This is a genomic window from Nonomuraea rhizosphaerae (assembly GCF_019396405.1).
Lineage (GTDB): Bacteria > Actinomycetota > Actinomycetes > Streptosporangiales > Streptosporangiaceae > Nonomuraea > Nonomuraea rhizosphaerae.
In genome coordinates this window covers 1-3,060 of sequence record NZ_JAHKRL010000002.1, presented here as the reverse complement: position 1 = coordinate 3,060, position 3,060 = coordinate 1, and the positions used below count along the sequence as shown (strand labels likewise).

Genomic DNA, 3,060 nt, shown 5'->3' with positions numbered 1-3,060 from the left:
ACCGGTTCACCCGCACGCCCCGGCTCCCCAAGATCCCGCAGGTCGCCTACATCAACCAGCCGGAAGAGGCCGCCTAGCGATCAGACCAGCCCACTCCCTGTCGCATTTGACTTGACACCTTCCGGAGCAGCATCGGCAGGTCGTCGGCCAGGGGAGTCTTGTTGAACCTGAGCTGGCGGTCGCCGGCTATGAGCCTGCTCGTCACGTATGTGAGAACAATGATCGAGTTGGCGGCGACAAAGGTAACTGCGGCGACCACCCCCGCTTTCGCCAGCAATAAGGTGCCTCGGTTGGGGACGACGGTGAGACTGGTGCGAATCATGCCGCTGGCCTGCTCGGTGGTGATCGCCAGCACGCCGAGCACGGCCAGGCTGATCTGGATCAGTGGCAGAAAGCCCTGCTCAGGTGCCGCCGCTCGCAGCGATCCGCGTTCGTCGGCCAGGCCGCTCACGTAGAACGTCCATGCCATGCCGAGGACCACGGTAAGCGCGGCCACGCCGAGCGCGTGATAGGTCGAGGTCACCGAGCGCAGCTTCAGCCACTCGGAAGAGAACGTCGTCCTCATCGGGTGACTCCGTACTCCACACTGCTCGCGGTCAACGCGAGGTAGGCGTCCTCGAGAGACGGGTAGCGCTCGGTGAGCTCGGCCACGCTGGCCTGCGTGATCAGCTTGCCGCGGCCGATGATGACGATGCGCTGGGCCGTCAGTGCCATCTCGCTCATCAGGTGGCTGGAGAGCAGAATGGTCCTGCCTTGCTGGGCCAATGAGCGCATTGAGTCACGGATCCAGCGGACTCCGTCGGGATCCAGTCCGTTGACCGGCTCGTCGAACATCAGCACAGAAGGGTCGCCGAGCAGCGCGGCCGCGATGCCGAGCCGCTGCTTCATGCCCAGTGAGAACCCGCCCACCTGCTTGCGCGCCACCCCGGACAGACCGACCTGCTCCAGGACCTCCGCCACGCGGGTCGGGCCGATGTCATTGGTGCGCGCCAGGCACAGGAGGTGATTGTAAGCGCTGCGTCCTCCGTGCACCGCGCTCGCGTCGAGCAGCGCGCCGACCTCGTGCATGGGTTTGCTGAGGGAGGTGTATCGTCGCCCGTTGACGAGGGCCTCTCCGGAGGTCGGCGCATCAAGGCCGAGAATGAGACGCATCGTGGTGGATTTGCCGGCTCCGTTGGGGCCAAGGAAACCGGTCACGTACCCGGGCTCCACTGTGAAGGACAGGTTGTCGACGGCGAGTGTGTCGCCGTAACGCTTGGTCAGGCGGTTGAGTTCGATCACGCGGTAAAGAATGCGGTACGGCGGGTGGCGGCCACATCGGACCACGGTCCGAACCTGAAGGTCAGACCCTGGTCTGACGTGTGGACCCGCCTCCAACCACTACGGTCAACGCGTGAACGAAACCCACTCCCTCTTCACCGCTCGCTTGAGCCGTCGCGAGTTGATCGCGCTGGACCTGCTGGCAGGGCTGGGCTTTTGCCTCATCTTTCTCACGTCATCGGTGCGCGCGCAGGATCTGCCGCCGTCGGCGAGGCTGATCGTACTCCTGGGACTCGGGCTGACGTTGAGTCTGCGCAGGCTGTGGCCGCTGCCTGTCTTCTGTCTGACGCTCGCACTCTCCCTCACGGCCGCCATGACGCTGGGCGTCTCCGTCGCCTACATCTCGCCCGCCTATGCGCTCTACATAGTCGCGCTGACCGACACGCGCGGAGCATGGGTCCCGACCTCGGCGATCGGTGTGCTCACTATGGTCACGCTGGTCGGATTGGTGATCGCCGGCGGTGCGCCGACCCCCGGCGGTCCCGCCTGGCTGACGGGTCTCGATCAGCCGCTCATCGGCATCGCGGCACTGGGAGGCGCGTGGACGGTCGGGCGCGCCGTACGGGAGCGAAGACAGTACGCGGCGCGCGGTATCGAGCGCCTGGCAGGGCAGGCCGTGGCGGAGGAGCGGCTGCGCATCGCCCGCGAGTTGCACGACGTCGTCACGCACAGCGTGGGACTGATCGCGGTCAAGGCAGGCGTGGCCAACCATGTGATGGCCACCAGGCCAGAGGAGGCGCACGACGCGCTGCGGGTGATCGAGAACGCCAGCAGGAGCGCTCTGGTCGAGATGCGTCATCTGCTCGGCGTCCTGCGTTCGGATGAGACACCCGATCGAGGTCCCGCTCCTGGTATCAGTGGTCTCCAGGGATTGGCCGCGCAGGCGAGACTCGCGGGAGTCGAAGTTGAGCTCGACATTCGGCTCGCCACCGGAGGGCGTGTCGAAGGGGGAGACGATGTGGCAGTGCGCGCTCGGCCTGAAAGCGGAGCAGCCGGTTCCGCCGACGACAATTCTCATCGAGCGGTGAACACAAACGATGCCCGGACGCGGGGCGATCAAAAGACTCGGAGTGGGGATCAAGGCGGACATGGGGCGGAAGAAGATACCTCGCGCCTGAAGGCGATGCTTCCTGACGGAGTGGAGCTGTCGGTCTATCGGATCGTGCAAGAGGCACTCACCAACGTCGTCAAGCATGCGGCACCAGCCAAGTGCCGGGTGTCGGTGGTCGCCGACACGAGAGAAGTGCGGATCGAAGTGGTCGACGACGGGCACGGCCGACGCACGCTGCCTGTTGATGGGACCGGACACGGGCTGATCGGGATGCGTGAGCGGGTCATGATGTACGACGGAGTCTTCGAGGCGGGGCGCCTTCCTGGGCGGGGGTTCCGTGTGCTGGCCCGGTTGCCTTACGGGGGTTCGTCGTGATCCGGGTTCTCGTCGCCGATGACCAGGCGTTGCTCAGGGGCAGCTTCAAGGTGCTGGTCGACTCCGAGCCCGATCTGATGGTTGTCGGCGAGGCGGCGACGGGAGCCGAGGCGGTGGCCGTCGCCATGGAGGAACGACCGGACGTGGTCCTCATGGACGTTCGGATGCCGGAGATGGATGGGATCGAAGCCACGCGCCGCATCGGAGATGTGGCGCGGGTCTTGATCGTGACGATGTTCGATCTTGATGCCTATGTCTACGATGCTCTCCGCGCCAGATCGGAAGAGCATACGTCTGAACTCCAGTCACGGTCC

3 protein-coding genes and 1 pseudogene are annotated in these 3,060 nt (G+C 65.5%); 2 read left to right on the top strand and 2 right to left on the bottom strand.

The features are described from left to right. Positions 1-73: 73 nt before the first annotated feature. Positions 74-565 (bottom strand): hypothetical protein, encoded by a 492-nt coding sequence (locus KME77_RS00030; protein ID WP_219459814.1) that lies wholly within the window; start codon positions 563-565, stop codon positions 74-76. 65 nt (positions 566-630) lie between these two features. Continuing rightward, positions 631-1,281: pseudogene (locus KME77_RS00025) on the bottom strand (ABC transporter ATP-binding protein); the annotation flags it as partial. Between the two features lie 112 nt (positions 1,282-1,393). Between KME77_RS00025 and KME77_RS00020 the strand changes: the two are divergent. Together KME77_RS00020 and KME77_RS00015 are read left to right on the top strand one after the other, a co-directional pair. Then, positions 1,394-2,746 (top strand): sensor histidine kinase, encoded by a 1,353-nt coding sequence (locus KME77_RS00020; RefSeq protein WP_219459810.1) that lies wholly within the window; start codon positions 1,394-1,396, stop codon positions 2,744-2,746. Beyond that, positions 2,743-3,060, top strand: a 318-nt coding sequence (locus tag KME77_RS00015; protein WP_219459808.1) for a response regulator, incomplete at its 3' end; no start/stop codon positions are given. The genes KME77_RS00020 and KME77_RS00015, both read left to right, overlap by 4 nt.